28 protein-coding genes are annotated in these 26,784 nt (G+C 34.5%); 16 read left to right on the forward strand and 12 right to left on the reverse strand.

All coding sequences use genetic code 11. The features are described from left to right. Positions 1 to 94 precede the first annotated feature (94 nt). Both CW751_RS09355 and CW751_RS09360 read right to left on the reverse strand, forming a co-directional pair. Positions 95 to 841: a GLPGLI family protein gene (locus CW751_RS09355; protein WP_101334741.1), complete on the reverse strand. Its 747-nt coding sequence runs from the start codon at positions 839 to 841 to the stop codon at positions 95 to 97. After that, positions 816 to 3,572: a TonB-dependent receptor domain-containing protein gene (locus CW751_RS09360; protein ID WP_101334742.1), complete on the reverse strand. Its 2,757-nt coding sequence runs from the start codon at positions 3,570 to 3,572 to the stop codon at positions 816 to 818. The genes CW751_RS09355 and CW751_RS09360 overlap by 26 nt, the downstream gene beginning before the upstream one ends. Positions 3,573 to 3,755: 183 nt before the next feature. Here CW751_RS09360 and rsgA point away from each other — a divergent pair, with 183 nt between their 5' ends. The 5 genes from rsgA to rluF all read left to right on the forward strand — a co-directional run bounded on the left by rsgA (position 3,756) and on the right by rluF (position 6,911). Then, positions 3,756 to 4,682 carry a ribosome small subunit-dependent GTPase A gene (gene rsgA / locus CW751_RS09365; RefSeq protein ID WP_101334743.1) on the forward strand — a complete coding sequence of 309 codons (927 nt, stop codon included), beginning with the start codon at positions 3,756 to 3,758 and terminating at the stop codon, positions 4,680 to 4,682. Next, the gene (gene dtd / locus CW751_RS09370; RefSeq protein ID WP_101334744.1) at positions 4,683 to 5,135 is read left to right on the forward strand and encodes a D-aminoacyl-tRNA deacylase; all 453 of its coding nucleotides are present in this window, start codon (positions 4,683 to 4,685) and stop codon (positions 5,133 to 5,135) included. It abuts the gene before it with no gap. Continuing rightward, positions 5,135 to 5,473: a nucleotide pyrophosphohydrolase gene (locus CW751_RS09375; protein ID WP_101334745.1), complete on the forward strand. Its 339-nt coding sequence runs from the start codon at positions 5,135 to 5,137 to the stop codon at positions 5,471 to 5,473. Before dtd ends, CW751_RS09375 begins: the two co-directional genes overlap by 1 nt. 229 nt (positions 5,474 to 5,702) lie before the next feature. Beyond that, positions 5,703 to 6,116, forward strand: coding sequence for a T9SS type A sorting domain-containing protein (locus tag CW751_RS09380; protein WP_165779277.1), 414 nt, complete (start codon positions 5,703 to 5,705; stop codon positions 6,114 to 6,116). A 72-nt stretch (positions 6,117 to 6,188) separates the two neighbouring features. Continuing rightward, positions 6,189 to 6,911 carry a 23S rRNA pseudouridine(2604) synthase RluF gene (rluF, locus tag CW751_RS09385; protein ID WP_101334747.1) on the forward strand — a complete coding sequence of 241 codons (723 nt, stop codon included), beginning with the start codon at positions 6,189 to 6,191 and terminating at the stop codon, positions 6,909 to 6,911. 305 nt (positions 6,912 to 7,216) lie between these two features. Here the strand turns inward: rluF and dinB are convergent, their stop codons facing one another. From dinB to xseA, 3 genes are read right to left on the reverse strand one after another with little or no spacing between them, the layout of a single operon-like run. Beyond that, positions 7,217 to 8,296 carry a DNA polymerase IV gene (gene dinB, locus CW751_RS09390; RefSeq protein ID WP_101334748.1) on the reverse strand — a complete coding sequence of 360 codons (1,080 nt, stop codon included), beginning with the start codon at positions 8,294 to 8,296 and terminating at the stop codon, positions 7,217 to 7,219. Next, positions 8,289 to 8,498: an exodeoxyribonuclease VII small subunit gene (gene xseB, locus CW751_RS09395; protein ID WP_101334749.1), complete on the reverse strand. Its 210-nt coding sequence runs from the start codon at positions 8,496 to 8,498 to the stop codon at positions 8,289 to 8,291. The genes dinB and xseB overlap by 8 nt, the downstream gene beginning before the upstream one ends. Continuing rightward, entirely contained in the window at positions 8,482 to 9,945 is a 1,464-nt protein-coding gene (gene xseA, locus CW751_RS09400) for an exodeoxyribonuclease VII large subunit (protein WP_101334750.1), read from the reverse strand. Before xseA ends, xseB begins: the two co-directional genes overlap by 17 nt. Before the next feature lie 523 nt (positions 9,946 to 10,468). Here xseA and CW751_RS09405 point away from each other — a divergent pair. Genes CW751_RS09405 through CW751_RS09415 form a run of 3 tightly spaced genes read left to right on the forward strand, consistent with a single transcriptional unit; the run spans position 10,469 to position 12,611 of the window. After that, positions 10,469 to 11,146, forward strand: coding sequence for a hypothetical protein (locus CW751_RS09405; RefSeq protein WP_101334751.1), 678 nt, complete (start codon positions 10,469 to 10,471; stop codon positions 11,144 to 11,146). Continuing rightward, a complete protein-coding gene (locus CW751_RS09410) occupies positions 11,143 to 11,895 on the forward strand; it encodes a hypothetical protein (protein WP_101334752.1) in 753 nt (250 codons plus the stop codon). Before CW751_RS09405 ends, CW751_RS09410 begins: the two co-directional genes overlap by 4 nt. Positions 11,896 to 11,897: 2 nt before the next feature. Further along, on the forward strand, positions 11,898 to 12,611 hold the full coding sequence (locus CW751_RS09415; protein ID WP_133122186.1) for a hypothetical protein: 714 nt from the start codon (positions 11,898 to 11,900) through the stop codon (positions 12,609 to 12,611). Positions 12,612 to 13,025: 414 nt separating this feature from the next. On the opposite strand, the gene CW751_RS09420 is transcribed toward CW751_RS09415, so the two are convergent. The 5 genes from CW751_RS09420 to CW751_RS09440 form a co-directional block, all read right to left on the reverse strand. Further along, entirely contained in the window at positions 13,026 to 13,565 is a 540-nt protein-coding gene (locus CW751_RS09420) for a hypothetical protein (RefSeq protein WP_101334754.1), read from the reverse strand. Beyond that, the gene (locus tag CW751_RS09425; protein WP_101334755.1) at positions 13,562 to 14,494 is read right to left on the reverse strand and encodes an RHS repeat-associated core domain-containing protein; all 933 of its coding nucleotides are present in this window, start codon (positions 14,492 to 14,494) and stop codon (positions 13,562 to 13,564) included. Before CW751_RS09425 ends, CW751_RS09420 begins: the two co-directional genes overlap by 4 nt. Next, on the reverse strand, positions 14,479 to 15,255 hold the full coding sequence (locus CW751_RS09430) for a hypothetical protein (protein WP_101334756.1): 777 nt from the start codon (positions 15,253 to 15,255) through the stop codon (positions 14,479 to 14,481). Before CW751_RS09430 ends, CW751_RS09425 begins: the two co-directional genes overlap by 16 nt. 75 nt (positions 15,256 to 15,330) lie before the next feature. Next, the gene (locus tag CW751_RS09435) at positions 15,331 to 16,287 is read right to left on the reverse strand and encodes a phosphoribosylaminoimidazolesuccinocarboxamide synthase (RefSeq protein WP_101334820.1); all 957 of its coding nucleotides are present in this window, start codon (positions 16,285 to 16,287) and stop codon (positions 15,331 to 15,333) included. A 1-nt stretch (position 16,288) separates the two neighbouring features. Then, the gene (locus CW751_RS09440; protein WP_101334757.1) at positions 16,289 to 17,224 is read right to left on the reverse strand and encodes a PhoH family protein; all 936 of its coding nucleotides are present in this window, start codon (positions 17,222 to 17,224) and stop codon (positions 16,289 to 16,291) included. A 241-nt stretch (positions 17,225 to 17,465) separates the two neighbouring features. Here CW751_RS09440 and CW751_RS09445 point away from each other — a divergent pair, with 241 nt between their 5' ends. Continuing rightward, positions 17,466 to 17,765: a YbaB/EbfC family nucleoid-associated protein gene (locus tag CW751_RS09445; protein WP_101334758.1), complete on the forward strand. Its 300-nt coding sequence runs from the start codon at positions 17,466 to 17,468 to the stop codon at positions 17,763 to 17,765. Continuing rightward, positions 17,765 to 18,337 carry a 5-formyltetrahydrofolate cyclo-ligase gene (locus tag CW751_RS09450; RefSeq protein ID WP_101334759.1) on the forward strand — a complete coding sequence of 191 codons (573 nt, stop codon included), beginning with the start codon at positions 17,765 to 17,767 and terminating at the stop codon, positions 18,335 to 18,337. The genes CW751_RS09445 and CW751_RS09450 overlap by 1 nt, the downstream gene beginning before the upstream one ends. A gap of 1,019 nt (positions 18,338 to 19,356) precedes the next feature. On the opposite strand, the gene CW751_RS09460 is transcribed toward CW751_RS09450, so the two are convergent. Beyond that, complete coding sequence (locus CW751_RS09460) at positions 19,357 to 20,004, reverse strand: HD domain-containing protein (protein WP_101334761.1); 648 nt, start codon at positions 20,002 to 20,004, stop codon at positions 19,357 to 19,359. 71 nt (positions 20,005 to 20,075) lie between these two features. Between CW751_RS09460 and acs the strand changes: the two genes are divergently transcribed. Beyond that, positions 20,076 to 21,980: an acetate--CoA ligase gene (gene acs / locus CW751_RS09465; protein ID WP_101334762.1), complete on the forward strand. Its 1,905-nt coding sequence runs from the start codon at positions 20,076 to 20,078 to the stop codon at positions 21,978 to 21,980. 1 nt (position 21,981) lies between these two features. Continuing rightward, positions 21,982 to 22,230 (forward strand): hypothetical protein, encoded by a 249-nt coding sequence (locus CW751_RS09470; protein WP_133122187.1) that lies wholly within the window; start codon positions 21,982 to 21,984, stop codon positions 22,228 to 22,230. 114 nt (positions 22,231 to 22,344) lie between these two features. Here CW751_RS09470 and CW751_RS09475 read toward each other — a convergent pair whose 3' ends face one another. Continuing rightward, positions 22,345 to 23,076: a biotin--[acetyl-CoA-carboxylase] ligase gene (locus tag CW751_RS09475; RefSeq protein ID WP_101334764.1), complete on the reverse strand. Its 732-nt coding sequence runs from the start codon at positions 23,074 to 23,076 to the stop codon at positions 22,345 to 22,347. A gap of 71 nt (positions 23,077 to 23,147) precedes the next feature. Between CW751_RS09475 and rsfS the strand changes: the two genes are divergently transcribed. The 4 genes from rsfS to CW751_RS09495 are packed head-to-tail and all read left to right on the forward strand — an operon-like array spanning position 23,148 to position 26,710. After that, the gene (gene rsfS, locus CW751_RS09480; protein ID WP_101334765.1) at positions 23,148 to 23,522 is read left to right on the forward strand and encodes a ribosome silencing factor; all 375 of its coding nucleotides are present in this window, start codon (positions 23,148 to 23,150) and stop codon (positions 23,520 to 23,522) included. A gap of 9 nt (positions 23,523 to 23,531) precedes the next feature. Beyond that, positions 23,532 to 25,691, forward strand: coding sequence for an ATP-dependent zinc metalloprotease FtsH (gene ftsH, locus CW751_RS09485; RefSeq protein ID WP_101334766.1), 2,160 nt, complete (start codon positions 23,532 to 23,534; stop codon positions 25,689 to 25,691). Continuing rightward, positions 25,645 to 25,902, forward strand: coding sequence for a putative signal transducing protein (locus CW751_RS09490; protein WP_101334767.1), 258 nt, complete (start codon positions 25,645 to 25,647; stop codon positions 25,900 to 25,902). The genes ftsH and CW751_RS09490 overlap by 47 nt, the downstream gene beginning before the upstream one ends. Further along, positions 25,895 to 26,710, forward strand: coding sequence for a phosphatidate cytidylyltransferase (locus tag CW751_RS09495; protein ID WP_101334768.1), 816 nt, complete (start codon positions 25,895 to 25,897; stop codon positions 26,708 to 26,710). Before CW751_RS09490 ends, CW751_RS09495 begins: the two co-directional genes overlap by 8 nt. Positions 26,711 to 26,784 lie beyond the last annotated feature (74 nt).

Raw genomic sequence — 26,784 nt, forward strand, 5'->3', positions numbered from 1 at the left:
TTACAAAAAGTGATGTTTCAGCAGTAAAAGCAAAGCTTAATACAAGATTAAAACAGTTAATTTAAGCTTAATATAGCAACTGTTTTTTAATGCTTTACCACACAAAAATATCATCAAAAATTCGACCGCCAGCTCCCCTTCCAGAGAAGAGTTCAATTACAAATTCTTTTAGTGAATCTTTGTTATAATAATCTTTTTCTTTTCCTTTTGGCATTTGCTTATAAATGTCATCCTCCGAAAGCGTTTTTACTTCTCTGGCAAAGTACACCACTCCTCCATCTTCAAGCGCTAGCCCAAGGATGGTTCCAGGTAAGCCTCCAAAAGATTCTGGACCTGTTGAAGGCGTCAATCTCTCAGCGTACCAAGCGTAAATACGTGTAGAATCGTTGGCTATCCACAAAGCCTGTTTGGTTTCAAATCCTGCAATCTCCCTACGATTTTCTGTAATGATCCAATCTCTTTCCTTTAAGGAATCGCGTAAATATAATTCAGAACCGTAATATGAAAATTGGCGTTCCATCTTATTTTCTTTGTAGTTCCTGTAAGTTGAATTCTTCATGGTAGACCATTCACGGTCTTCATCTCCAACATCTGGGGGAATAGGAACAAAAACCGATGCGGATTCATTAAAATAAAGAACGTATTTATCAATTTTAGGCTCTTTTATCCATTTATTTGAATTTCCACCAAATCGTTGTGTTCCTTCATACCTCTTCTCAAGATTTGTACGTTTTTCATAAATAATCTCACCTGAACTAATAACTTGTCCAAATGACCAAAATGAAATAAAGAAAACGGAAATTACCGCTATTAACTTAGAACCAATGACCTCCTCCTTCATCTACTTTTGTTTTATTGTTATTAAATCTTAATGTTGCACCAATCATAAAGTACCGTGCTATTATCCTACTTCTCGTATCCGTAATGATATTCGTTCCAACATTTCTAGAAATGCCTATGTTTTGATTAAAAATATCATACACTGATGCATGCACAACTAAATTTCCTGTTTTCAAAAAGCGTTTGTTTAATTTTGCATTCCAAATGAATGGTTTTTCGTTAAATCCAGCTGCTCTTCGTGAATTTATTTCGTAAACCGCATCACTTTCTACAAAGAAGCGGAAAGGTAATTCAAAGAAAACAGAAGCTCTATATCTTTGCACATAATAAGGTTCGTTTAATCCGTTAGAAAGTGTACTTCTTGGATCATTATAACTCAATCCTGCACTTATGCTAATTTCAATAGTGTCATTTCTCAAATCTAAACCAAGCTCACCATCAATATTATAGTTTTCAGTAGTATTCATTTGGTTATTAATCTCTGTATTGAAACGTGTATAACCTCCGTTTGCTTGTGGTCTTAAACTAAGTAATTTCTTAAACAAGGGAATTCCTCCCCCAGCATAAAAACCACTGTATAAATTGCCATCCACATTTATAGAACGAGCGATAGACTGTCCATTAGGCATGTAAACAACGGAATTAGAAAATGCGTTATCGGTATAATTAAAATAAGCACCTCCATATATATAACTTTGTTTTAACGCATTCCATTTATTGTAGTTTATATTGGCATTGTGCGAATAATTGGGTTTCAAATTTGGATTTCCAATTACAATACTATTCGGATTGGTATTATCTAATACAGGTTGTAATTGATCTAAACTAGGTTGATCTGAACTTGTGGAGTAACTAAATCTAAATCGATGCGCATTAGAAAATTTATAACTATACTCCAAATAAGGAAGGACATCATTCACATTTTGATTGATATTTTCATTTGAAACATTATTAAAATTGTCTATCTGTACATTTCTAAATCTTGAACCCACTTCTAAAGAATGTTTTCTATCTGTGTAATAAATTCCTGCAGCTCCTCTATTCTCTAGTCGGGTATTATTAAAATCATTACTGTATAAATTAGCTAAATTATCATACCCAGTAGGTGTTCTATTAAATGTTGAGGTTGACTGCTCTCCATAAAAGTAGTCTAATCGATATTGAAATTTCAACCTAAACCTTCGTGTAATAGGTTCCATATAATCAACCAATAGTCGGTGTCCAGTTGTATTATTTAATCGGTTTCGTTTCTGGTCATAAATTGAATCAGGTGTAATAAATTGTCCAAAATACAACTCTGAATTCAATGTATTATCTCTATCTGATTCTGTATACCCTAATTGATACAACACATCTAGTTCACGAAAACGTTTTTCAAATTTCTTGTTTAACTCCAACTCTACATTTCCTTCTAAGCCTTCTGCTTCAGTTTCATTTCGAACTGTTGAAGCGCTAAACCTCTTGTTATTTGAGTTATAAAAATCAATCGTATTATCATCCAGTATATTTTCGTTTCGAAGGGTTAAGTTCGATTTCATTTTCAGCTTTGTTTTGTCATTAATGTCATATTCAAAGTTTAAGTTTACGGTATGCGATTGTTGCATTTGTTCACTAAAAGATGAATCTCTTTTCACATAAGTTGTGTCAGCAAAAAAATGCTCTGATTCCCGTACTTGCTCTCTAGTTAATCGACTATCGTTGTAGGTATAGTTCAATCCAATCTTTATTTTTTCTCCAATTTTATTGGAGTAATAAAACCCTCCTTTATAATTCTCTGGTAATCCATTCAAATTACTTGTGTTCATCGAAGATCTCCAACCTCCTTTCATTTCGTTAGTCAAACCAAATCGAGAGGCATCTCGATAACTAAAGCCTGTATTTGGTGTATTTGAACCAAGCGCAAAAACCGATATTTTTAAATCTTTATCGAAATAATTTGCCAATAATTCGCCTTCGTAAAAGCCACTTCCGTTTGGTTGGTCTCTAAAATACTCAGAGTTTGCCCCACCACTACCGGCAATTTTACCAAAGTAACCTTGTTTAGCGTCGTCTTTTAAACGCACATCTAGCACTTGAATTTTTTCCTCTGTATTTCCTCCTGATGTTTCGTCTTCCGTTTCATATACCTCAACTTTATCTACACCGTCAGCTGCAAGATTTCGGGTGGCGATTGTAGGATCTGATCCAAAAAACTCATCCCCATCGACTAATACTTTTGTTACCTTTCTTCCTTGTGAACTTACATTTCCATCGTCATCGACCTCCAATCCGGGTAGGTTTTTAATCAAATCTTCAACCATTGCATTTTCCTTTGTCGCAAAAGAATCGGCAACGTAAACAAGTGTATCACCTCGAAAGTAAATGGGTTCTTTGTTAGCATAAACCACTACCTCATCTAGCTGGGTGGCTTGTTCGGGAAGTACCACATTTGGAATATGAATCTCATTATTATCCGCTGAACCAATAATATAATATCGTTTTTCGTCGAACGCATGATGTGAGATAACAAGTTCCATTGTATCGATAGGAACGCCACGAAGGTTATAAGAACCATCACTTTCAGAACGTGTATATCCCAACAACATTCCGTCTGACAAACGAACCGCCATAATGATTGCATTTTCCAAAGGTTGGTCGTTCAAAGTATCATTTACGAATCCTGTAAACTTCATTTCTTGACTTAAAGAAACAAAAGAGAACAAGAAAAAGCTTAAGGCCAGCAGTTTTTTCATCTCAATTCAAATTTTAGACGATTCAAAAGTACAAAAATGATTAGTTATAAAGCACAGATGTAACTTATTAACGAAAAAATACGAGATTTTCATCCTAATTGTACTTGAATTCAATTAATCTTAAAAATGAATTATCACCTTTAGAATATTTAATTAAATTTGAGAAAAAGCTAAAAGGAAAAGTTGGGAAAAGGAAAAGTTATCAAATCAACAGGAAAATGGTACATCGTTGAACTAGAAGATGAATCCATTATTCAGGCTGGATTACGTGGAAAAATCCGTCTTAAAGGAATTAAATCCACTAATCCTGTGGCCGCTGGAGACGAGGTCATGATAAGCAAAAATGATGACGGAACAGGTGTGATTACCGAAATATTACCCCGTAAAAATTACATTGTCAGGAAATCTATAAACCTTTCCAAACAATCACATATTTTAGCAGCAAACGTTGATCGTGCTTATTTGCTTATCACATTAGCTGCTCCAGAAACTCATTTGGCTTTTATTGACAGATTCTTGGTGGCAGCAGAAGCTTATCGCATTCCTGTAACTTTATTGTTCAACAAGATGGATATCTATATGGAAGAACATTTACCAATTATTGATGATATTATTGAAATTTATGAATCAATTGGATATTCATGCGAAAAGATATCTGCACTAAACAAAACAAATGTTGACTTTCTAAGGCGTGAAATCAACAAGCAGCAAGTAATGATTGCAGGACACAGCGGTACCGGAAAAAGCACATTAATCAATGCTTTAGATCCGAGTTTAGACATCAAAACGGCTGAAATTTCTGTTCATCATTTGCAAGGTCAACATACCACAACATTTGCTGAAATGCACAAGCTTAAATCAGGCGGATATATTATTGACACACCTGGCATTAAAGCCTTTGGAGTAGTTGATTTAGACAAAAAAGTAATGAGTCACTATTTTCCAGAAATGCGTGCATTAATGCATCAATGTAAGTTTAATAATTGTATGCACCTCAACGAACCACAATGCGCCATTAAATCGGCCTTAGAGGAAGGAGAAATACATCTCTCTCGGTACAATACTTATGTTGATTTAATTACTGAAGATCAAACAGAAACATACAGATAAATGAGAGCAGTTATTCAAAGAACAACAGAAGCAAGCGTAAGTATAAATCAAAGTATTTCAGGTAAAATAGAGAAAGGACTTGTTATTTTCCTGGGTATTGAAGCAAATGATAATGATGATGACATTGAATGGCTTTGTAAGAAAATGAGTGCATTGCGTATTTTTTCAGACGATGAAGGAAAAATGAATTTAAGTATTCAAGATGTGGAAGGTTCTTTTTTAGTTGTTTCTCAATTTACATTACATGCCAAAACAAAAAAAGGAAATCGACCGAGTTTTATCCATGCAGCAAAACCGGAAATTGCGGTTCCCATCTATGAAAAGTTTAAAAAAATGCTGGCTGTTCTTAGTGGTTGTACTGTTGAAAGTGGGGAATTTGGAGCTGATATGCAAGTTCAACTAATAAATGACGGACCGGTTACGATAATCATTGATACAAAAAATAAAGAATAATGACGGTTTCCGAACTACAAAAAACTGTTGACCAATGGATTAAAGAACATGGTGTTCGCTATTTTGATGAACTTACGAATACAGCAGTTCTCATGGAGGAAGTAGGAGAAGTGGCGCGCATTATGTCAAGAAGATATGGAGAACAAAGCGAAAAAGAATCCGATAAAAATAAAGACCTTGGAGACGAATTAGCAGATGTACTTTTCGTGTTAACTTGTATTGCGAATCAAACAGGAGTTGATTTGTCAGCAGCAATAAGTAAAAATTTAGACAAAAAAACCAAAAGAGATCACCAAAGGCATAAAAACAATCAGAAATTGAAATCTGATTCAACTTAAAATTATTTCTAATCTCAATCTAGAAACTTTGAGCTTAGTTTTACTATGATTTATTGAAGATTTCCTCGACCAACAAAAGAAAACCTCCTCGATGCTGCGTATTATCAAAATGGACTAAAGCGATTGAGGAATATCTTTTTGATTATCACTTAATATCATTTCAATTATTAAAGATGTAAATTTAATTTCTGACCAATGTGATGATATTGCACCTACTACACTCGTTAACGTGTCTCCAGGATGGAAAATAAATGACTTTATTGCCAATTTTAACGATCAAGACAATTCAGGAGGAAGCGGAATTGCAAAAAGCTTTTATCAAGTTTTATTTTTCGATGGTAATTTCTGGAAAGCCAATCCAAACAATGGATTTTATACAGACAACTTCGACGGAAATTCAATTGATGCCTTATGGACTGTTGAACACGGTAACTGGCTTTTAACTGCAAATAACAAATTGGAACAAATCGATAAAAGTGAATATAATTCCAACATTTATGATGCACAAGGCCGTTTAGTTTTAAAATCAAACATAGATCAATCCAATACAACCTTGGATGTTAGTGAACTTTCAGATGCTACTTATCGCATTTTAATTCAAGTGGACCAACAATTTATTGTCAAAGAGTTTATAAAGCACTAAAAGAATTTATGCTGATGAGAAGAGATAATTGAAGAAGATAGAAATATCTAAAATTCCAATATCTTTGCAGGTATGAAAGAAACGCGCATCAATAAATATTTAAGTGAAGCTGGATATTGTTCAAGACGAGCAGCTGATAAGTTAATTGAGCAAAATCGAGTTACGATAAACGGAGTTGTCCCAGAAATGGGAACAAAAGTAAAACCTGGCGATGTTGTAGCAGTGGACGGAAAGGACGTTTATAACGACAATAAAAACAATATTTATATTGCTTTAAACAAACCCATAGGTATTGTATGTACTACAGATACACGTGTTGAGAAAGACAACATAATTGACTTTATGAATTATCCAGAACGAATCTTTCCCATAGGAAGACTTGACAAACCCAGTGAAGGACTCATATTGTTAACAAATGATGGCGATATTGTAAACAAAATTCTACGTGCAAGTAACAACCATGAAAAGGAATATATTGTTACAGTAGACAAGCCGATTACGCAAGATTTTATAGATAAAATGGGAAATGGTGTGCCGATTTTGGATACAATAACCAACAAATGTATTGTTGAGCAGTTAAATAAAAGAACATTTAAAATTATTTTAACACAAGGACTCAACCGACAGATTAGAAGAATGTGTGAATACTTTGATTATGAAGTTACAGCTCTTAAACGGGTACGCATCATGAATATACTTTTAGACACTCCTGTTGGTGAATGGCGTTATCTTACGGAACAAGAATTATCTCGCCTAAGTGAACTTATTGGTTATTCTAAAAAAACACCTTCATAAAATTTTGACCTTCTTCTTAGCCCGGATTATTAACTCCTTTAGTCGTTGAGCTCGCAGGCTCGGTTCATGCATTTAATTTTAAATCTATTCTAGGCACAAGACCTAAAGTAATATATGTATATTTCGCGGGGCTTGTAACGACGAATAGATCAAAATTAAATCAAAATCTTACAAATACACAAATACCCAAAAATGGGTTTCTCAAATTTTACAGGAGATACAGTTAAAACACTGACTTACAGGTGTTAATATTCTTAAACTTTAAGATTGGTGAATAATTCGGGTTAGCATACGCGTAAACGATTTCACCACAATGCTAATTGCTTAAGTTCTTGTTGCTCAGTATCGCTTTCAAAACTACTAATCGACACACCAATTAATCGCAATGCAACTCCAGGCGATATTGATTCATACAGTAATTGATCGAGATGTTTCCTGACATTCCTTTTATCAACCACATATTTCGTATCTGTAAAAGATCGAGTAATGGTTTCAAATTCGTGATTTCGAATTTTTAAAGTGACCGTTCTACCCTTTCGACCATGCGCCTCATAACGTTCCCACCATTTTTCAAAAACTTGTGTAAACCTCTCATTAATTTCAACGGGAGTACTTACATTCTGCGAAAATGTCATTTCTGCTCCTACACTTTTACGAACACGCTCAGATTGAACCTTCCTATGGTCTTCTCCACGTGCAATATCGTAAAGAAAGCCACCAGTTTTTCCAAAAATTTGCTGTAATTCCCATTTCGAATAAGGCAGTAAATCACTGCCTTTAAAAATATTATTGGCCTTCATTTTTTCAGCGGTTACTTTTCCCACCCCAAAGAAATCTTCTATGGGCAATGCTTTTATAAACTCAGCCCCATCTTCTGGTGTTATCACAAACAATCCATCTGGTTTGTCTTGGTCTGAGGCGATTTTAGCTAAAAACTTATTGTAGGAAACTCCAGCCGAAGCAATAAGACCTAACTCATTACGAATATCATTTTTAATTTGCTGTGCAATATAGGTAGCCGATGGCATTTCATACTTCGAAAAAGTAACATCCAAAAATGCTTCATCAAGCGAGAGCGGCTCGATAATTGGCGTATATCGCGAAAAAATAGCATTGATTTCTTTAGAAACTTGTTTGTATTTCTCAAAAGTCGGACGAACAAACAATAATGTAGGACATTTTCGTAAAGCTAAACGTGAAGGCATTGCAGAACGCACTCCAAATGCGCGCGCTTCATAACTTGCCGCAGCAATAACTCCACGTCCACTTGATCCTCCCACAGCTACAGGTTTTCCACGCAGTTCAGGATGATCTCGTTGTTCAACAGAAGCATAAAATGCATCCATATCAATGTGAATTATTTTACGAACTTCTGCTTTACTCATTCTCGTTTTCAGGTGTAATAATGCGTTTTATATCTTCCTCTGTCTTATCGAGTTTTTCACGACAAAAATCTACCAATTCTTTAGCTTCAATAACTGTTTCTGACAAATTATCAATTTTTATTTCTTTAGACTCCAATGCACCTACGATTTCTTTTAATCTTTGTAATGCTTTTTCGTAGGTTGTTTTATCTGTTATTTTCATGTTTTATTTCTTTCCTTTTGATGACCTCACTCTCTATTAGTTGATTGGACGACAATGTTTTCATTATATCTCCAACTTGGATTGGTATCTCTTTTATATCTTTATCATTTACTGTTGAAATGGTATAACCTGAAGCTAATATTTTCAAGGGATTTAATAACTCTAAAAGTTCAACCTGATTTTCATATATTATTCGCTCACGATCTACAAGTTGTTGCCCATATAATCCAATAGAAGCTAAAGCCTGATTGAGTTTCATTTCTTTTTCCCGGTCTACCTGCTGCAAACATAAGTCAGAAATACGCGTAAACAATCGATCTACTTGACTATTTTCTTGTTGCACTAAATGCTGTAAACGAGATGAAGTTTGATGACTTAAACCAGCCAACACATCTTTTTCTGCAAAAAGTAAAGTTCGACTTTTTTGTAAAATTTCATGTTTTTTATCCTGAAATAAATTACGCCAGTGATGAATTAACTCTCTACTATAATGAGACAAGTAATTATTATAGTGCATAAAATCCTCTCTACTCTCCCCCAACCTTTGCAATGCAATTTGAAGGGTTTTATCGCTTAATTCACGCATAATTTCTTTAAAAGAACTAATGGCATAATGAATATGTCGAGCAACAGCTGTTGGAGTAATAAACTTTACCCGCGCAACTAAATCTGCGACCACCTCATCATTCTCATGTCCAATTCCAGTCATTACGGGTAAACGCGAATGACAAATAGATTCAGCAATTGAATAATCATCAAACAAAGCCAAATCCATTTTACTTCCTCCACCACGCAAAATAACAATTACATCTGCATCATAACAATTCGCTTCTTTAATGGCAGCTACAATATCTTTTTTAGCTGCCTCTCCTTGAACTCTCACAGGAAAAGACTTAATTGTAAACTTGTTAAAATCATGATTTACGAGCAGTTCATTTTCAAAATCTCGATATCCTGAAGTGTTTGGAGAACCAATAAGAGCAATGCGTTTAATTATGGTTGGCAATCGAATCTCTCTTTGCAAATCAAAAATTTTCTCTTTTTTTAATCTTTTTATAACCTCTTGTCGCTTGCGTTCAATTTCCCCGTAGGAATAGGAAGGATCAATTCCTCGAATTTTTAATTTTAAACCGTATAAGGCATGGAATTCAATTTTTACATTTATGAGAATCTTATTACCAGGTTGTAAAATACCGTGTAATTCTTTTGCTCCAACCTGATCAACAATAGTCCGATAAGTAGACGCCCATATTGTTGCAAAACTTCTTGCCGTAGTTATATCATTAGCACTATCTGCCAACTCCACGTAACGGTGTCCGCTTTTCACATTGATTTTAATTAATTCAGCAGTAATCCAAAAATCACGCTTTGAGAATTGCTCCCAAATGTGCTTTTCAAAAGACTGATTTAATTGCGTTAATGAATATATTTTTCTTTCCGTTGGCATAGGAAAATAAAGATAATGAAAAATATTTGTTAAAACACCAAGTCATGTAACTGAGAAATTTAATATACAGATTAAAAACGCCATCCATGGTTTCGTCAAATTGCAATGAGAAGTATTCCTCTTAATTTTGTAAAACCCAGACCACCCCGCGAACGAGATGGAATCTCGCACGAGCGGGGGGTATTCTTCTTAATTTTGTAAACCCCAGATACCGCGAGATTAGTAGGTAAGCTTTTCGAACCCCATCTTAAGGTGGACTGAATCTTAACTAATATCAACTAAAAGTACAACTATTTTACGGTCCAACCACCACGACACAAATCAATCCAAAGCAGCAATATACAACATGTTAATTGTCAATCTGATAATTATCTCATTTACTTTTTGTGAATTAAACATTAATCTTTAAATTTACACTGAATACGGTTTTTTCAAAATAAATTAACCATCAATGCATTTTAGTTTTTTTAAATGAAACACTTCAGTGTTCAATCACTGACCAATAATTGAAACCTTTACTCAAATGAAAAGATACCTACTGCTCCTTTTCTTATTTTTTACTCCTCTAACATACGCTCAACGTGATAACGGTATAATTATAGGCATATATAAGAATAAAATAAATTATAATGACGGAGTGTCTCCATTTAGCATTTTAGAAACGATATTTGGAAATGAAAATTATTTCAATAATTATGGATTAAACATAGGTTATCAATTCAATGAAAATCTTGACTTATTGCTAGATGCTAGTTTTATGAATTTAGGTGGAGGAATTCCGTATGGCGAGAATGAAAACGACCAAAATATGAAGACGATTAAAATGGGAATTGATTTTAATTATCGTATTATTAAAAGTTCCAAAATAAGTCCCAAACTAGGCTTAAAATGCGGATTTTTTCCTTTTTCGGATTTAGAGGGGAAAATAACAGAAAATACATTTGTAAAAAGTAATTCTTCAGGCTTATACTACGATACGCGATTTATGTCATGGGATTTCTATAGTACGTTAGATCTTCTAGCATCATTTAAGTTTAATCACTTAACGCTTGACATTGGAGCAAACCTAGACTATTTAAGATTCAGCGCCTACAAGTTTTATAGTGATGCTCACAAAGAGAATAGATTGAATTTAGGAATTACTTTTGGATTGAGTTATTTTTTACCATTCAATACGTCCCCAAAAACCGAAACACCATGAAACAAATACTAAAATCAAGATGTCTATTATATTTGATGTTGTTTTCTCTACTCTACAATAATTCAAGCTTAGGACAAAATTCTTTTTCTCCATTTGTTGGAATATCTGAGGAAGTAACATTTCGTTCTTTTTTAAGCTCTAATCTACAACTAGGAGTCCAATTCGGTGCCGATAAAGGAGTTTTTAGAACGTATGGTATCTATCAATTATACGGCAACGTAAGACATAAAGAATTTGACAATTTTATGTTCTCAAGTCAACTTTTAGGGCTAGGTTTAGAATACCAAGTCAATACAAATAAAACAATCTCATTTATCACTGGTATTTCATTTTTAACAGAAGTAGCAACAAATTTTAAAAATGGGTATATGCTAAATGGAGAAGTATCGTACCCAAATCCCCAACAGCCATATAATAATTACAATGGATCTTATAATACCTATACCAAATATTCAAATGATTTTTATCAAAAAACACCTTTTTCGGGAAGTATTTGGGTGGGCTGTAACTTTTATATTTTCAAGCAAATAAATCTCAACATTTCTTTATCGAATACGATAAGAATCATAAAAACGAAGCATTTAGAATGGGATTTAGATGATTTTAAAAATGAAAATATCATTGATGCAATTCAAAGACAACCTGAGAAGACACTTATTTATGACCGTGTTCATCTTCGGCTTGGAATAAGCTATGCTTTTTCTTTAAATAAAAACAACTCAGGAGTAAACAACAAATCAAAAATCTAAAAATGACAGCTAAACGTGCAAGAAAAACGGGATTCATTTTATTATGTATTGGCACATTATTAGTGGGCTGTAAAAAAACAGGATGCATGGATGAATTTGCGGTAAATTATGATCCTCAATCCGATATATCCAACAATCAATTCTGTTTTTACAACACACCATCAACACAAAATTACGCTCCTAATTTTGGTCCAAATACAGCTATGCTTTTAACAAGAAATGGTCAAAAAGTCTACCATGATTCAAAAATAGGAAGCTATTCAACATGGAGTTATTACTGTTCGGCTCAATTTATAGGGAGTGATGGAAACCGTTTGGATGCTGGAGTTGTAGAAATGCATGGATATGTAGATCCACCTGCATTCGATAGTGCAACTTTTTCACCTTTACCCCAACATGGAGATAATTTTTATTCCATGAAAACAAACATTCAACCAGGGCAATTCCCTCAATATTTTCCAGGTGAAATAAAATGGCGAGCTTCTGGAGCTCAATGGCCAGCTTTTAATTATACGAATACAGTCGGATTTCCAAATAGAAGTGTTCCCCAATCAGGTGACCCTTCCATATCCACAGACTACATTTTTCAAGCCTCTCCTGTAGCAAATGCAGACTCTTTAGTACTTCAAATTTTTGGACAACGCCATACGATAACCAAAACTATTTCTGCTGACAAATCTTCAAAGAGGTTCACTTCTCAAGAATTAAAAAAATAGGTATGGGAAATGCTATTTTAATTGTAATTGCTGTTCGTTATGATGTAAAAATAGACGGAAATCGAACCTATTATTTACTTAAAACAAAAAGATCCTCTAAATCTGTTAGAATAATAGACTGACCCCAGGGTTATGAGAAGCTGCGCTAAATTTTGGGGCATCTTGGGGGAGTTGCCTGCCCAAAGTTACGAGAAGCTATGCTTGTTCTCGCTGTAGCTTTGGGATAAAAAAGCAAAAGTAAATTAGCCGTTATCAATTCCCCGCGAACGAGATGGAATCTCGCACGAGCGGGGGGTGTGCATTTTAATGTTTTCGAGAATGAAATTATTATTGTTGCTGTTTTTCATACGAGCCAAAGTCCGAAGAAGTGGGATAAAAGATAAAAGCGCAGCAGTACAACTGCAGCGAAGCTGGTTACAATGATAGTGTGTCTATTTTAAATTTTAATATTTTTTGCCTGAGCTTTTGTTTATGAACAAAATAAACTTGGTTTTGTCTATCTTTTACTTTAAAGCATATATCATCTGATTCGATAAATACATCAAATACTGAATGGACTTCATTTTCATTCGTATGATTATTTACATCTTTATCGTTTATTGTAGCCAAAAAGACGTTTTCTGATAACGATTTAATTAAAACAAATCCTTTAGAGATAGGTTTTATACTAAATCTATAATTTTTATTGTTCAATGCTTGAGGTCTGTATTCTATCTTAATCCTAAATGTATCATTTAAGCTAAAAGATGTTTTTTCCTTTCCATATTTATTTAAAAAATCAACAGGTAAAATTTCAGTATTCTCAATTTTTATTAAACCATCAAACGAAATCGTATCACATCTTTCAAGTTTTTCCCGATTGGTATTTTGGAGAAGGTCTTCCTCCTTTTGATTATTACAAGAGCAAGCTATTGAAATAACTAATAATAGAAAATAATATTTTATAAGTGTCATTTTTCTGGATAAATGTTTTTATCTGGATTTCCTCCAACCGTATCCCCTTTTTCCATTTGTTCAGGAGTTGCCTGAGGTCGATCGCCAGCATTATAATAATTATCTTTGGGATATTTCCAGATAATTATATTTGCATCTGGTATTGGTTTACCTCCTCCAGCTGTTTTATCTGATCCTTCTCCCCCGCTTCCATCAATTGGCACAAGTTCATTCATGTCTTGAACCATATCTACGAGATCTTTTATTCTATCCGCATCGTCACTCCCTAAACTTCCGTTCTTTAGCCCACCTAATGCATCAAGTAACGCTCCTATATCTCGACTCTCAACATCATTTTCTGATATAGTTTTCGTGCTAGAAGCTCCACCATCTTCGCTAGTTAGTCTAAACCCACCTCTTTGGGTTTCTCCATCTCCAAATATTGAAAACGGAGCAAAATCTACAATGGCTCCTTTATCATATGGGAAAATATATTCTTCAGAAAATTTAACCTCGCCTTCAGCCACGCTTGTCGTAGTTTTAGTAAACTCACCATTTTCACCCTGTGTATAAGTTACAGTAGTTCGAATATCACGAAAATCTTGAACAGCAAATAGATTCATGGTACCCCATGCTGCATCTGCCATGAATTTCTGAGAAATTCTTTTGTCATTTTCTATAATATGCGTACTGCCATCCTTTAACTTTATAATTGTTGTTAAAAATTCATCATTCCCGTCAGGGTCAATAAAAATAACAGGATTGTTTTTAAAGCCTTGGTAGGGTGTTAAATATGGTTTTTTACCTTCCAGCTTATCTCGACTTAACCAACGCCCAACACGAGGATCATAGATTCTAGCACCGAAGTCAAGGCTATTTGATTCCCCTTTCACTTCATCATCTTTTTCCATTCCATTGAAGCCATAACGGCACCCTACCAATCCAACCATGATTTCAGATTTGCATCAAAAGGCTTTCCGTAAAATTCGTTGAGGTAGCCTTTAATTTGTTGGTATTGTTTTTCTTTGGAGAAAGATTGGTACTCATCTAAAATGACTTGAATTTCTTTCTTTAGTAATTGTTGATTAGGAAAAACAGCATAAAAAGAAGCTAAAGATTGGTTTTCTTTTGTCTCTGCGTTTCTGTAATATAAATTTATCTTTGTATTGAAGGGTGTAATGGGCTGTCCATCAATCATAAAAATATGGTCCCGATGCAAAATTAACTTTCCGTCTCCTACTGGTAGTTGCTTCATAATTTTTTCGTCTTCGTATGTATAACTCACAAAAAAGAAATTATCTTGATTTTGTGGAAATTTTTGAGGACTCACAGGTACAGCAACTCTATTTAAAATAAGATAGTCGCCTTCAAAATGCTTAGCAAAATCTAATGCATTTACAATTGCTCCAGAGCGGGAGGAAATGCTATTTACAGCGGGAACTAAATTAGTTGTTTTCTTTTTCGAAGGTGGCGCCAATACAAATCGACCCTTTGCGCTTGAAATTACAGCTGCCCGAGAATTTCCTGTTACGAAATTAAGCTTGGTTCCAGTAGCAAAGACATCTCCTGTTGCCATTTTCTTACCAGAATTTTGATACAAAATCTCACCAATTACTTTTATGACCTTAAACTCTTCTTTGGCTGGTTTTGCAGAACTAAATAAAAATCCTACTGCAAACAGAACTATAAAGGTAAACAACTTCGTTTTCATGATATTAAAAATTATAGTGTATTCAAAAATAGCGATTTGCAAACATAATTCATACCATAAAAAGAAAAAAGTACATTAAACTAGGGTTTTCCCTTGCAACGATTTTCGTGTATTACTTTCAATACGCGTTTCAATATTCGTCGTGTCTGCTCTTTTAAAAGATTGCCCTGTTATTTTTTCGTAAAGTTCAATGTAACGCTGTGTGACTAAAGCAATAAAGTCTTCGGGAATTACAGGCATTTCCTGCCCTTCTAACCCTTGAAAGTCATGCTCTATTAACCATTGACGAACAAACTCTTTGCTCAATTGCCGTTGGGGCTGTTTATTGTCTTGGCGTTCTTGATATCCATCAAGATAAAAATAACGTGAAGAATCAGGCGTGTGAATTTCATCCATTAACATCACTTGTCCATCCTTCATCCCAAATTCATACTTCGTATCAACGAGAATTAACCCTCGTTCTTTTGCCATTTCAACTCCTCTTTGATACAGTTGATGCGTATATTTTTCTAATTGTTCGTAAACCTCTTTACTTACAATACCTTGATTTAAAATTTCTACTTTAGAAATATCCTCATCATGCCCCTCAACAGCTTTAGTAGAAGGCGTAATAATGGGCTCGGGAAAAGGATCATTCTCATTCATTCCTTCAGGCATTTCAACACCACATAATGTTCTTTTTCCAGCTTTATATTCTCGCCATGCATGTCCAGTAAGATAACCTCGAATAACCATTTCGATTCGAATAGGCTCACATTTATGTCCAACTGCTACATTTGGATCTGGAACATCTATCAACCAATTGGGAAGAATATCTTCCGTTGCTTTTAAAAAATATGTTGCCACTTGATTAAGCACCTGGCCTTTGAAAGGAATACCTGCTGGCAAAATATGATCAAAAGCGGAGATTCTATCTGAAGCAATCATCACTATATATTCCTCACCTATAAAATAAACATCTCTTACCTTTCCTTTGTAAACTTCCGTTTGGTTGGGGAAGTTAAAATCTGTTGTCGTTAAACTTTTCATCATTTTATTTTTCTTCGAAAGCATTAATAATTTTCTTCACCAAATTATGGCGAATCACATCGTTTTTGTTCAAACGTACTAAACCTATCCCGTCTATATTTTTCAAACGATCAAGTGCAAATATAAGACCCGACTTCTGTTTTGACGGTAAATCAATTTGAGAAGCATCTCCCGTGATAACGAAGTTGGCATTGGTTCCCATTCGTGTTAAAAACATCTTCATTTGATTGACTGTTGCATTTTGAGCTTCATCTAAAATGACAAAAGCTTTATCAAGTGTTCTTCCACGCATAAAAGCAAGGGGAGCAATTTCGATGACCCCTAACTCTATGTAATCCATTAATTTTTCTGCTGGAATCATATCTCTTAAAGCGTCATACAAGGGCATCATATAAGGATCTAATTTATCTTTCATGTCGCCGGGTAAAAAACCGAGACTTTCTCCTGCTTCTACCGCTGGACGCGTAAGGATTATGCGTCGAACTTGCTTATTTTTCAATGCACGCACAGCACAAGCTACAGCCGTATATGTCTTACCCGTTCCTGCTGGTCCAACAGCAAAAACCATATCTTTGGTATTGACCGCCTCAACTAATTTTCGCTGATTAAAAGTACGGGCTTTTATTTTGTTGCCACCTACACCATGTAAAATAATTTCTGACCCGTCGCCCGATAACATTTCAACAGGATCTTCAACCATTACATTATCAATATTGTTTTCGGTTAAACCTCCATATTTTTTGATGTGTGCAATAAGCTGTGTCAACTTCTCTTCAAAGACCTCCGCAGCAGATTCATCACCTGAAACTGAAAGCACATTTCCACGTGCGGTGATTTTTAAATCTGAAAAATATTTCCGAATCAATTTTAACTTGCTGTTATTAATCCCCAGTAATTCTAAAGGATTAATATCATCAATTTCAATCTTTTTTTCTATCAATATGATTTTTTTATGTTATTCGGTCTCAAATTTAAGGTATTTTTTGTTTGTTCAAAGTAATTTTAAAAAACAAGTTGATGTTAGTTTAACTAAAAAAACAGAAATATTATAAATCAATGAATCAAGTAACTAGAATGATCATTTTTCAAATTACTTCAATAAATTCAATTCATTTCTAAAAAAGCTTAATCTAAACATATTCTATATCTAATACATTAATTATGTTTGTATAAAAAAAGATATGTTTGGAAAAGATATGATGGAGAAACTGCAAAAAATGCAAGCGCAAGCAGAAGTCTCTAAGCAAAAACTAGACGAAATTTTAGTTACAGGAGAAGCAGGTGGAAATCTTGTTGTAGTAGAAATGAACGGAAACCGGAAGTTAACGAATCTTTCCATTAATACAGCCTTAGACCAAATGGACAAAGAAGATTTAGAAGATCTACTTACCGTAGCTTTAAACCGAGCTATGGACGCTGCGAATGAAGCAAATGAAAAAGAAATGGCAAACTCCGCAAAAGGAATTATTCCAGGATTATAATGACAAAAGACGAAATAAGAAACCATTACAGAGCATTGAGAAAGGAACTTTCACCAGAACAGTGTATTTATTATTCTCAACAGATTACAAATAATTTTTTAAGGGCTTGGAACTTTAACAATCAATTAATTCATTGCTTCCTTCCCATCCACCGATTAAAAGAGGTTGACACCGTTCCACTTATCAAAAGACTAAAAAGAAATAACAAAATATGTATTCCTGTTTCTAATTTTGATAAAAATAACATGACGCATAAGTTACTGAATGAGCATACGCAGTTTCAAGACAATGCTTATGGAATCCCTGAACCTGTCTCAGGTGAAGATGTAAATGTGGAAGATATTCAAGTGGTTATTATCCCATTATTAGCTGCTGATCAGCATGGAAATCGTTTAGGATATGGTAAAGGATTTTACGATCGTTTTCTAACACAATGTTCACCCGACACAGTATTAATTGGACTTACCATGTTTGATATTCACGAAGACTTAGAAGATATGGGAGCACATGATGTACCACTGCATTACGTAGTAACGCCAAAAGGAATTATTAAAACAGAACATGCCCAGTAAAAGGCTTCTCGGAAGCTTTACCAATAGTTGAATAAACTACTATAAAAAGCACTTTTTAACTTGACAAGACCCTTCCATATTTGAAAATCTTGATTTTTGAATTTGATAAGGATGAAAGTTGTGTGTGTGTGTGTGTGTGTGTGCTGGAAAGCAAGAGAGAGAAGAATAGTATCGGATAGGCATTTAAAACAGTTCACAAACCGCTCGAATAGTGTCTTGATTTTTAACATTTAGAAAAATCTGTTTACTTTTTTAACAAATTAAAAAACAGCAGATTGTTCACTTTCATGATATTTGCCACAAGATGCATAAGCAATTATGTGTCCTAATAAGTAGTTTTAGCAAACATTGAAGCCTCTCTTTTGAGAGGTTTCTTTTTTTTACCTAGTTTCACTTAATCTATAAAAACCAAATTAAGGTTCAAAAACAATTGTTGCAGTCTGGTTTAGACATTAGTTAACCGGCTTATACCTAGGAAGAATATAAAGTTAATGGGTTACCAAGATTTGTCGGTAATTAATCACTATTTGCTAAAAGATTTCTCCATCCCAAAAATCTTTGATTTTTGGGATGATCGAAATGACATTCACTTTAGGGTTGGTATAGGAGAAAAAGAGGAAAAGCTACGCTTTTCCTCTTTTTCTCCATCTATCTTTTCATTCCTGTCATTTCGACAGAGTCCCGAGAACTCGGGGCGACAAGAAATCTTTACAAATCATTTTAATACATGCGTTAACAATGAAAAAATTGTAATTTATCGATTACAATTCGCAACATAAAGAGTTAACTACCTATCTTGGTAACCCAATAAAGTTAATTAAAATGCTTAACAGGAACTTTACCAAAAGTTTAATTAACTACAATAAAAGTACACTTTCCAACTGATTGGAAAGTGAAATTTGCAAGGGATCTTGCTAGTTAACCATTTATTCACATGATTGACGGCTTAGATTTTTTATTTTCACATCAGGACGACAGACCTATTAGTGTTAGAAGCAAAAAACAAACATTATCCGACGCTACACGTCATCCTTCCACTCTTCATAAAACTGATTTAAAAACGTCTTCATAAAATCTGTCCTTTTTCTGGCGATTTCTTTTCCAGTTGACGTATGCATGCGACCTTCTAATAGGAGTAATTTTTCATAAAAATGATTAATCGTATGCGTTCTTTCGTTTATATACTGTTCGACATCTTGATTTTTTTGCGGCAATATTTCAGGATCATATATCATTTGACCTATTGAACCGCCATAAGCAAAAGTTCGAGCAATACCAATTGCGCCCAAAGCATCGATTCTGTCAGCATCCTGAACAATCTTACCTTCCAAACTTTTCATCTCATCTTTTTCTCCGCTCCCCTTAAAAGAAACCTTGTTTACGATATCAACTATCTGTTGCTTAAACTCTTCATTTATATCTATATTTTCTAATATTAATTTTGCAACCTCACCACCTTTCAAAAAGTCCCCTCCATTGAATTTATGATCTGATACATCATGCAACAAAGCCGCAGCTTCTACAATCAATGCGTTTCCACCTTCATTCTTTTGAATAGTTAACGCCAATTTCCGAACACGATCAATATGATACCAATCATGTCCAGTGGATTCACCTTCAAATTGTTTCTTAATTTTACTTGCAAGATCTACTAATTCAGAATGCATATTTATTTCAAATTTAGAAGTAATTTTAAAACAATATTAGTAAATTTAGGAGTTATCAAAATAAAAAAACCATGAAATACATCGTAAAAAATCTTCCAGAGTACTTTAAATTTCAAGACAAGGCTTTAAATTCTCCTGAAGAATTTTGGGGAGATATTGCATCAACATTTGTTTGGAAAAAAAAATGGGATAATGTTCTCAATGCAGACATGGTAAATGCAGACATCAAATGGTTTGAAGGCGGACAATTAAACATTACCGAAAATTGCATCGATAGGCATTTAAAAGATCGCGGAGAAGAAACCGCTATTATTTTTGAACCCAATTCTCCAACTGAAAAAGCGCAGCACATAAGTTATAATCAATTATCTGTTGAGGTTAATAAAATTGCAAATGTATTGCGATCACAAGGAATTGAAAAAGGAGATCGGATTTGCATATACCTTCCAATGATACCTGAATTAGCTTACACGATGTTAGCCTGTGCTAGAATTGGAGCGATTCATTCTGTTATCTTCGCTGGGTACTCTTCAACAGCCATCGCCTCTCGTGTTAATGATGCCGCATGTAAAATGGTGATTTGTGCAGATGGTTCCTACAGAGGTACTAAAGAAATAAATTTAAAATCACTCGTTGACAAAGCTTTAGAAAATTGCCCTTCCGTTGAAAGTGTGCTGGTTATTAAGCGAACGAACGGTGAAGTATCCATGCAAAGTAACCGCGACTTTTATCTTGAAGAGTTGATGCAGGAAACACAAACAATATGTAAACCAGCTGTTATGGACGCAGAAGATCCTTTATTTATTCTCTACACTTCTGGTTCAACAGGTACACCGAAAGGAATGGTGCATACAACAGGCGGATACATGGTTTATACCGCGCACACCTTCGCAAATGTATTTCAATACAAAGAAAAGGACATTTATTGGTGCACAGCTGATATTGGATGGATTACCGGACATTCCTATATACTATATGGTCCACTGTTAAATGGAGCAACAACGATAATTTATGAAGGAGTACCTTCTTATCCAGACCACAATCGTTTTTGGGAAATCGTAGAAAAACACAAAGTAAATCAGTTTTATACAGCCCCCACAGCGATTAGATCATTAGCAAAACAAGACATTAAACACGTAGAAAAACATGATTTATCTTCATTAAAAGTATTAGGATCCGTTGGCGAACCTATCAATGTTGAAGCATGGAATTGGTATTATCATCATATTGGAAAAGAACGTTGTCCTATTGTGGATACATGGTGGCAAACAGAAACGGGAGGAATATTAATATCTCCAATCCCTTTTACAACACCTACAAAAGCTACTTTTGCTACTTTTCCTTTATTAGGAATTCAACCAGTATTAATGGATGATGAAGGCGTTGAACAAGAAGGTAATTTAACAAGTGGCAACCTTTGTATAAAAAAACCATGGCCTGGCATAGCCAGAACAGTTTGGAATAACCACCAACGATATAAAGACACTTATTTTTCAGCCTATCCTGGGTATTATTTCTCTGGAGACGCAGCATTGCGAGATCCTGCAGGATATTATAGAATAACTGGACGTGTGGATGATGTCGTTATCGTTTCAGGTCATAACCTAGGAACCGCTCCTATTGAAAACACCATTAATGAACAAACCATTGTAGCTGAATCTGCAATTGTTGGCTATCCACATGAAGTAAAAGGGAATGCACTTTTTGGATTCATCACTTTAAAACATGAAATCTCTTCAGAAGAGCAGGAGAATTTAAAAACAGCTATTAATGAAGCGATTGCCGATCAAATTGGACCAATTGCCAAGTTATCTAAAATTCAATTTACAGTTAGTTTACCCAAAACGCGTTCAGGAAAAATAATGAGGCGTATTCTACGAAAAATAGCGGCCAATGAATTGGATAATTTAGGAGATACTTCAACTTTATTAAATCCAGAAGCTGTTCAAGCAATCATTGATAATAGAACTGATTAAAATGAAAAAGAATAAATTTCTGCAAGGACTTTTGGTAATTGCAATTATAATTGGACTTTTTGCATGGGGCATATTCCTATCGAATTCGAACACACAATTAAAAAAAGTAATTAAAGAGGAAAAAGAGAAGTTTCATTATTTAGATGCATACAATAAAGTAATTGAATACGATTTGACAACTGCCCGCGACAGTGTACGTATTTTAAGAGAAAAAATTGAGCAATTTAAAAATACAGATACCCTACGCTAAGTATAAATTATTCTTGTACTTCGACTTATTTTTAATTATGATATACTAGAAAAATCAGGAGTTTAGTATTATCATCGACTTCTAAACAAAATATATTTTACCTGATCTGATGAATTAATACTTCACCTCTCCATTTTTAAATAAATGATGATGCCCATTAATGTCTACCAACAACTCTCCTTCGATAGTTGAGGTAACAATTTTTCCCTTCTTCATTTGATTATCGAATTGGAATACATGATTTACATTGCGTTTCCACAAATGTTCATTATAAAGCGAATGCAAATATTCTGAGCCCTTATGTTGGTACAGCGCTACATATCCATCAAGTATATCTACCAAGCTATATATCATGTTTCTTGGCGAATATGATTGCCCTGTAGCGATTTTTAAAGATGTTGCACGCGGCAAATCAAACTCTTGTTGATTGATATTTATACCGATTCCAATTATTGACTTCACTTGTTGTGAGGAGTATTGATTCTCAATCAAAATACCTGCAGATTTTTCATCTTCAATCATAACATCGTTTGGCCATTTTATTTTTACATTTTCAGTGTGGGCGGATAAGAAATCATGAATAGACAACGCAACGATGTGATTTAAAGAAATTATATTTTTTATTTTCCATAATTTGAGATCAGCGGCAACACTAAACAATAAATTAGAAAACGCGTCAGAATGCCATTCATTTTGGCGTTGTCCTCTGCCACTTGTCTGTTTATCTGTCATAATTACAGTACCCGAATCAATAGCACCTGATTTAAACAGATTGGCAGTATAGTTGTTAGTAGAGTCGACGCACTCAAGAAATATAATATTTGTGCCAACGAATGTATTTTTCATAATAGGGAAACTCCTTAAAAGTGAAGGCTCAAAATTAAAATTTAATTAGCTTTGTGCGCAAGAAAATAAGAATGATAAATATAGTCAAAGAAATAAACTCAGAAAAACTATGCGAAGTTATCGTTGAAGGAATGAGAGATAACAAAGCAGAGGACATTGTAGTTATAGATTTAAGAGAGGTAGAAAACGCCGTCACTGATTTTTTTGTAATTGGTAGTGGAGAATCTTCTACGCAAATAGATGGTATAGCAGATTCTATCGTCCGATCTACACGTAAACATTTAAAGGAAAAACCTTGGCATCAAGAAGGTAAAAACGGTTCACAGTGGGTCTTGTTAGATTATGTAAATGTAGTTGCACATATATTCCATAAAGATGTGCGCGATTATTATGAATTAGAAGATTTGTGGGCTGATGGTAAAAAGCGTCAGATTGAAAATCAATAAACTTTAGAAATGGCAAAAGAAAATAAAAATAAACCAAATAATAAAAAACCTAATAAAAAGAATCCCTATTCAATTTATTGGATTTATGCAGCCATAGGGCTTGCAATTATTGGAATTCAACTTTTTATGAGTTCCTCAACAACTAAACAACTACAGTCGAAACAAACTTTTTTAACCTTAATGGAAGAAGGTTTTGTAGAAAACACCATTCTATGGAGAAATGTGGGGCGTGTTGATTTTAAAATTTCAGAATCTGGTAGAACAGCTATCAAACAAAATGACTTTTCAGGTTCAGATTTTGAACTAATAAAACGTTCATTAAATAATAACAACAACACACTTGGTTCTGCATCACCACAATTTTCTTTCGACATTGCCTCAACAGAAGCTTTCATCAAAGAATTTGAAAGTATCAACGAAAAACGAAAGGCAGAAGGTTTTGATGTCATCTCGTATAAAGTAGACGAAGAGCATAATTACATTGGACAAATATTTAGTTTCCTACTTCCCATCATTATTATCATTGCCATTTGGATGTTCATCATGAGAAGAATGTCAGGCGGTGTTGGCGGCGGTGGCGCTGGTGGCCAAATTTTCAACATTGGAAAATCGAAAGCAAAAGTTTTTGAAAAAGGTAAAGGAACTGATGTTACGTTTAAAGATGTTGCAGGATTAGAAGGCGCAAAAGAGGAAGTTCAGGAGATTGTTGCTTTCTTAAAAAATCCACAGAAGTATACAGATTTAGGTGCTAAAATCCCGAAGGGAGCTATATTGGTTGGACCTCCAGGTACAGGAAAAACATTATTAGCAAAAGCAGTAGCTGGAGAGGCAGACGTTCCTTTCTTTTCATTATCTGGTTCTGATTTCGTTGAAATGTTTGTAGGTGTTGGAGCATCTCGTGTACGTGATTTATTCAAACAAGCCAAAGAAAAGTCTCCGTCGATCATATTTATTGATGAGATTGATGCTATTGGTAGAGCTCGTGGAAAAAACAACAACATGGGATCTAACGATGAACGTGAAAACACGTTGAATCAACTATTAACAGAAATGGATGGTTTTGGTACCAATTCAGGAGTTATCATTTTGGCAGCTACAAACCGGGCTGATGTTTTAGATAAAGCTTTAATGCGTGCTGGTCGATTTGATAGACAAATATATGTTGATATGCCAGATCTTAATGAAAGAAAGCAAATATTTGAGGTTCATTTAAAACCCATTAAGCTTTCTAAAGAAATGGATGTCGATTTCTTGGCGAAACAAACACCTGGCTTTTCAGGAGCAGACATTGCCAATTTATGTAACGAAGCAGCATTAATCGCTGCCCGAAAAGACAAAAAAGCAGTCGAAAAACAAGACTTCTTAGATGCTGTTGATCGAATTATTGGTGGTTTAGAGAAGAAAAATAAAATCATTACCAAGACAGAAAAACGTGCTATTGCATTCCACGAGGCAGGTCATGCCGCAGTTTCATGGTTAGCAGAACATGCACATCCTTTGGTAAAAGTAACCATTGTTCCTAGAGGTCAATCACTAGGTGCAGCTTGGTACTTGCCAGAAGAGAGAAGTATTACTACTACAGAGCAGTTACTTGACGAAATGTGTGCGGCACTTGGAGGTAGAGCAGCAGAAGAAATTACGTTTGGAAAGATTTCAACTGGAGCTTTATCAGATCTTGAAAAGGTAACCAAACAAGCGTATGCTATGGTATCTATTTATGGATTAAACAAAGTCGTTGGAAATGTTTCTTTCTATGACTCACAAGGACAAAGTCAATTTACAAAACCTTATTCGGAAGAAACGAATCGGATAATTGACAAGGAGGTTAGCAAATTAATCGAAGAGCAGTATCAACGCGCTAAAAACATTTTGCTTGAAAACCAAGATAAATTAACTGAGTTGGCAGAAAAATTACTTGAAAAAGAAGTTATTTTTAAGGAAGACTTAATTGCAATCTTTGGTGAACGTCCTTGGGACAAGCTTTCAGCTGCAGAAAAAATTCAAGTAGCTAGCGAGCAAAATGAAAATGTCGAGCCTAAAGACAAAACAGCTCCATCTGCACAAGAAAAAAGTGGTGAGCATACTGGGTCAGATATTTCAAACGAAAACAAAGACACAAAAGATGTGGAAGAAAATAAAAGATTGGATTCAGAAAATTCTTCCGAATAATACCGAGTTTGAGAAAAATAGATTGGTTTATAGGACCAGTCAGTCTCACTTGGCTTCAATTATGAAATTAAAACTTGAAGAAGAAGGAATTCAGGTTATTTTAATCAATAAAATGGATTCCTCTTACAATAATTTTGGGCAAATAGAACTTTATGTCCATCAAAATGACGTTATTCGTGCTAAGTATATCATAGAAAAACCACATGAGTAATCTTGTTACACGCGCAGTTTGGGGTGCATTATTTGTCGTAGTTGTCATTAGTTCCTTTTTAGTAGGACAAAATGCCACTGCAATTATACTTGGCTTTTTTATGACCATTGGAATCTACGAATTCTATCGTTTTTTCAAGTATTCAAAACTCGTAAAACCATTGATACCCATTGGAATTCTAGGTGGACTAGGATTGTACATTACATTAATCCTTAAAGACTTAAGTCTATTTAATTTTGACATATATCTTTTTCTCATTCCATTGCTGTTTTTACCATTTATCTCAATCGTAGTAAGAAAAACAGCGCATCCCTTATTCGATTTAGCAATTACGTTTTTTCCATGGATTTATATCGTATTTCCATTTTTCTTGATGTTTCAAATCTTTAATCATGCTATACCAGAACAGCCGCAATGGGTTCTAATTCTAGGACTTTTTATTATGATTTGGTCCAACGATTCTTTCGCGTATCTAACAGGAAGAACTTTTGGTAAAACAAAGCTCATAGAACGCATATCACCAAAAAAATCTTGGGAAGGTGCTGTAGGTGGATTTATATTTACAATATTGGCAGGAATTACTTACTGTTTTTTTATAGGCGGTGACTTCTTATTCTGGATAGTTGCGGCTGGCTTTGTCTCACCAGCTGGGATAATTGGCGACCTCATAGAATCTAAGTTTAAACGGCTTGTTGATGTGAAAGACTCGGGTACAATCCTTCCTGGTCATGGCGGAATTCTTGACCGTTTTGATGCTGTCATTTACGCTGCTCCCCTATTCTATTTCCTAATACTTTTATTTTACTGATTTAATGAAACTAGACTATTACTGCGCTAATTTTATTGTTAAATGCTCATCGGGAGCCTTACCAGTAGTTTAAT

Source organism: Brumimicrobium salinarum, from assembly GCF_002844555.1.
GTDB classification, from domain to species: Bacteria; Bacteroidota; Bacteroidia; order Flavobacteriales_D; family Crocinitomicaceae; genus Brumimicrobium; species Brumimicrobium salinarum.